The sequence below is a fragment of the Vibrio sp. V42_P2S4T144 genome, from assembly GCF_009904715.1.
GTDB classification, from domain to species: Bacteria; Pseudomonadota; Gammaproteobacteria; order Enterobacterales; family Vibrionaceae; genus Vibrio; species Vibrio alginolyticus.
In genome coordinates, this window is sequence record NZ_WXWS01000065.1 from 1 (window position 1) to 5347 (window position 5347).

General features: G+C 45.1%; 2 protein-coding genes. Both read right to left on the reverse strand.

Translation table 11 applies throughout. The features are described 5' to 3' along the window. Window positions 1–489: 489 nt before the first annotated feature. The gene (gene carB / locus CAG68_RS02015) at window positions 490–3723 is read right to left on the reverse strand and encodes a carbamoyl-phosphate synthase large subunit (protein WP_005381854.1); all 3234 of its coding nucleotides are present in this window, start codon (window positions 3721–3723) and stop codon (window positions 490–492) included. Between the two features lie 16 nt (window positions 3724–3739). After that, window positions 3740–4879 (reverse strand): glutamine-hydrolyzing carbamoyl-phosphate synthase small subunit, encoded by a 1140-nt coding sequence (gene carA / locus CAG68_RS02020; protein ID WP_017633620.1) that lies wholly within the window; start codon window positions 4877–4879, stop codon window positions 3740–3742. Between the last annotated feature and the right edge of the window lie 468 nt (window positions 4880–5347).

The following is a 5347-nucleotide window of genomic DNA, read 5'->3' on the forward strand; positions in this document are numbered from 1 at the left end:
CTCTAGTAAGATATTCCTAACCATATCGATAACTAGTTTTTTTCTTCTTTATCCCTCGCTACTAGCAGCAGATGTTTTTGCAAAAAGTAACGGATACTCTCTTGATACTGAAAAATCAACTTATAACTTAGTCTTAGAAAAAAGAACCTATCGAAGCACTCCATAGTTAGTATGTCTTTAAGCTCGACACTGCTTATTTTAACTTTTTCTAATTACCTATCTGCTTAAAGAGTTATGGTCGGCTTAATACCTCAGTCCTACAGCATTAATTTTGTTGCAGCAAGTGGTAGTTCTATTGCTTCATCTTTGGGCACATTGCTTGCCATCATTAGCTTAATGATCTTCAAAAGCGAAGCATACCAATCGTTCCTAGCACACTTTAATGCTCTTCATTTTAGAAAAACCTCGATATAAAAAAGCCCGCTCAAATGAGCGGGCAATGAGGTTGTCATGTAAGTCCTGATTAATGAGCTTACTGATTTTTATCTGTTACGCGTCTAGACTCGCTTTCACTTTAGCGTGTAACTCTTGAACCGAAGTTACTGACGCTTTTGCGTCTGCAGTATGAGACATACATGTAGCGAACGCTGCATTCAGTGTCGTTGTGTAGTTCACTTTTTCTGCCAGTGCACCACGGCGTAGAACTTTCGAATCTTCAATCGCTTGACGACCAGCAGCCGTGTTTACGATGTAGGTGTATTCGTTGTTCTTGATGCGGTCAAGAATGTGTGGACGACCTTCGTGTACTTTGTTTACCAAACGTGGGTTAATACCCGCTTCGCCCAGAATTACAGCTGTACCGTGTGTCGCATCCAACTGGTAACCCAGTTTCACTAACTTAGAAGCTAGGTCAACAACACGCTCTTTATCACCTTCACGTACAGACAGTAGCGCACGACCACCTTCAGGATAAACCGCACCACAACCTAGCTCTGCTTTCGCGTAAGCTTCTGCGAACGTTGCACCCACACCCATTACTTCACCTGTTGAGCGCATTTCAGGGCCCAATAGAGGGTCAACCCCAGGGAATTTGTTGAACGGCAGAACCACTTCTTTCACTGAGTAGTAAGGAGGGATAATCTCTTTAGTAAAGCCTTGTGACTCTAGAGATTGACCCGCCATTACACGTGCAGCGATTTTCGCTAGAGGAGCGCCTGTCGCTTTCGATACGAATGGTACCGTACGAGCAGCACGAGGGTTCACTTCAATTAGATAAACGTCGTTATCTTTCACAGCAAACTGCGTGTTCATCAAACCGCGTACACCGAGTTCGAATGCTAACTTCTCAACTTGCTCACGCATCTTGTCTTGAATTTCCTGACTTAGCGTGTATGCAGGCAGTGAACATGCAGAGTCACCAGAGTGAACACCCGCTTGTTCGATGTGCTCCATGATACCGCCGATAACGACGCGTTCACCGTCACAGATAGCATCAATATCAACTTCGGTTGCATCATCCAAGAAACGGTCTAGCAGAACTGGAGACTCGTTCGATACGCTTACTGCTTCGTTGAAGTAGCGACGCAGGTCTTGCTCGTCGTATACGATTTCCATCGCACGACCACCGAGTACATAAGATGGACGAACAACTAATGGGAAGCCAATTTCTTTCGATTTCTCAACCGCTTGCTCCATCGTTGTTACTGTCGCGTTTTCTGGCTGAAGTAGACCTAAACGGTCAACAGCGGCTTGGAAGCGTTCGCGGTCTTCCGCACGGTCGATAGCATCTGGGCTAGTACCAATGATTGGCACACCAGCCGCTTCTAAAGCACGAGCCAGTTTAAGTGGCGTTTGACCACCGTACTGAACAATCACACCTTTTGGTTTTTCAACGCGAGCGATAGACAGTACATCTTCCAGAGTTACTGGCTCGAAGTACAGACGATCAGACGTATCGTAGTCAGTAGATACCGTTTCTGGGTTACAGTTAACCATAATGGTTTCGTAACCGTCTTCACGCAGCGCAAGTGATGCATGAACACAACAGTAATCGAATTCGATACCTTGGCCGATACGGTTTGGACCGCCACCAAGAACCATGATCTTATCTTTGTCTGTTGGGTTTGCTTCACATTCTTCATCGTAAGATGAGTACATGTAAGCCGTGTCAGAAGAAAACTCTGCTGCACATGTATCCACACGTTTGTAAACCGGATGAATATCAAACTGCTCACGAGCACGGCGAATTTCACTTTCAGCGACACCAAGCAATTTAGACAAGCGAGCATCAGAGAAGCCTTTGCGTTTCATCTGACGAAGCACTTCTTTGGTCAAACCTGCGTAGCCGCCCGCCTTGACTTGTTCTTCGAGTTTTACAATTTCTTCGATTTGAACCAGGAACCAGCGGTCGATTTGAGTCAAGTTGAACACACCGTCGACTGACATACCCGCTCGGAATGCATCGGCGATGTACCAGATACGCTCTGCACCTGCTTCTTTAAGTTCGTGACGAATCTTAGTCAGTGCATCTGGCGCTTCCAGATCGACCATCTCATCAAAACCAGTTGCGCCAACTTCTAGGCCACGCAGTGCTTTGTGAAGAGATTCTTGTTGGTTACGACCAATCGCCATTACCTCACCAACCGATTTCATCTGAGTTGTCAGACGATCGTTTGCACCAGCAAATTTCTCGAAGTTAAAGCGAGGGATCTTAGTTACGACGTAGTCGATAGTTGGTTCAAATGACGCAGGTGTTGCACCACCTGTGATGTCGTTTTGTAGTTCGTCTAGCGTAAAGCCAACAGCCAGTTTCGCGGCAATTTTCGCAATTGGGAAGCCTGTTGCTTTTGATGCTAGCGCAGAAGAGCGAGATACACGCGGGTTCATCTCGATGATGACCATACGACCATCTTTCGGGTTGATACCAAACTGTACGTTTGAACCACCTGTTTCAACACCGATTTCACGCAGAACAGCTAGCGATGCATTACGCATAAGCTGGTATTCTTTGTCAGTCAGTGTTTGTGCTGGAGCAACCGTGATTGAGTCACCCGTATGGATACCCATTGGGTCAAAGTTCTCGATTGAACATACGATGATACAGTTGTCCGCTTTGTCACGAACGACTTCCATTTCGTACTCTTTCCAACCGATTAGTGACTCATCGATAAGAAGTTCGTTGGTCGGAGATAAGTCCAGACCGCGACGACAGATTTCTTCGAACTCTTCTTTGTTGTACGCGATACCACCACCAGTGCCACCCATGGTGAACGATGGACGAATGATACAAGGGAAGCCAACCATATCTAAAACTTTGTAAGCTTCTTCCATGCTCTTCGCTGTATCTGCGCGAGGACACTCAAGGCCGATAGACTTCATCGCTTTATCAAAACGAGAACGGTCTTCCGCTTTGTCGATTGCATCAGCCGTTGCACCAATCATCTCTACGCCAAACTCTGCGAGAACGCCGTGCTTCTCTAAATCTAACGCACAGTTAAGTGCTGTCTGACCACCCATAGTTGGCAGAACTGCATCAGGACGTTCTTTCTCGATGATCTTGCGTACAACTTCCCACTGAATCGGCTCAATGTAAGTCGCATCTGCCATCTCTGGGTCAGTCATGATGGTTGCTGGGTTAGAGTTAACCAGGATAACTCGGTAGCCTTCTTCGCGAAGAGCTTTACACGCTTGTGCGCCAGAGTAGTCAAACTCACATGCCTGACCGATAACAATCGGACCAGCACCAAGAATTAGAATACTTTGAATGTCAGTACGTTTTGGCATTATCTACTACTCCGAATTAAGCGCTGTGTTTTTTGATTAGTTCGATAAAGTGGTCAAATAGCGGTGCCGCGTCATGTGGACCTGGGCTCGCTTCTGGGTGACCTTGGAAGCTAAATGCTGGCTTGTCTGTGCGGTGGATACCTTGCAAAGAGCCATCAAATAGCGATACGTGAGTAGCACGTAAGTTTTCCGGTAATGTTGCTTCATCTGCCGCAAAGCCGTGGTTTTGCGAAGTGATCATCACAACGTTACGCTCTAAATCTTTTACTGGGTGGTTTGCACCGTGGTGACCAAACTTCATTTTCACCGTTTGCGCACCTGATGCTAGCGCCAGAATTTGGTGACCTAGACAAATACCAAAAATTGGCAAGCCTTTTTCTAGGAACACTTTGGTTGCTTCAATCGCGTAAGTACATGGTTCTGGGTCACCAGGGCCGTTCGATAAGAATACGCCATCTGGATTTAGTGCCAGAACTTCTTCCGCTGACGTTTCTGCAGGTACAACCGTTAAGCGGCAGCCGCGGTCAACCAACATTCGTAAGATGTTGCGTTTTGCGCCAAAGTCGTAAGCGACAACGTGGTATGGCAGCTCGCTGTCATCTTTCGCCTCTGGAAGTCCACCTTCAAGCGTCCACGAACCTTGCTTCCATTGATACGCTTCTTTTGTTGTAACTTCTTTCGCAAGGTCCATTCCTTTTAAGCCTGGGAATTCTTTTGCTTTCGCTAGTGCCAAAGCTTCGTCTAGGTTGTTGCCCGCAACAATACAGCCGTTTTGAGCACCTTTTTCACGCAGGATACGAGTGAGCTTACGAGTATCGATATTAGCGATGCCAACGATATTTTGAGACTTAAGATAATCAGAGAGGGATTGTTCGTTACGGAAGTTAGAAGCGATTAGAGGAAGATCGCGAATCACAAGGCCTTGTGCATGAATGGAAGAGGATTCTTCATCTTCGGAAGTGGTTCCGGTATTGCCAATGTGAGGATAAGTGAGAGTGACGATTTGCTGAGAATAGGAAGGATCAGTGAGGATTTCTTGATACCCCGTCATCGAGGTATTAAAAACGACTTCACCAACGGAAAGACCATCTGCCCCTATGGACACTCCGCGGAACACTGTCCCATCTTCTAGGACCAACAGTGCTAATTTACCCAAGACAACCTCCAGAATAAAAATGCAAAAAAAATAAATCAAACTGCAAACATGCCTTCCTTTACCTATAAAATCTACATAAATAGGTATTTCAGACAAATTGGCGGTATTCTAAAGTTGGACTCGAAACCTGTCAACCTACAATCAAAAATAAATGATTAATTTCTAGCGAGTAAGGTCATTTTGAATCAGTAAGGCCCAAAAAGATAACTTTTACATGCTATTACATAGAGAGGCATAGAGGTTTAATGAATTTTACAAATTTGAACTTTTTAGAGATCACAAAAAAGTATGAGTTTTTCACGCAAACGTTCACTCAACAAAAAAGATATTAGTTTTTAGACATTAAAACCAAAAACACCCACAAAACAACTAAAACAACAACAAAAGTAAGCACCAAAATACTTTCTGTTAGAATCATTTCATTTACAAATAATTCTATAGATATAAAAAAGCCGGCTACCGCCGGCG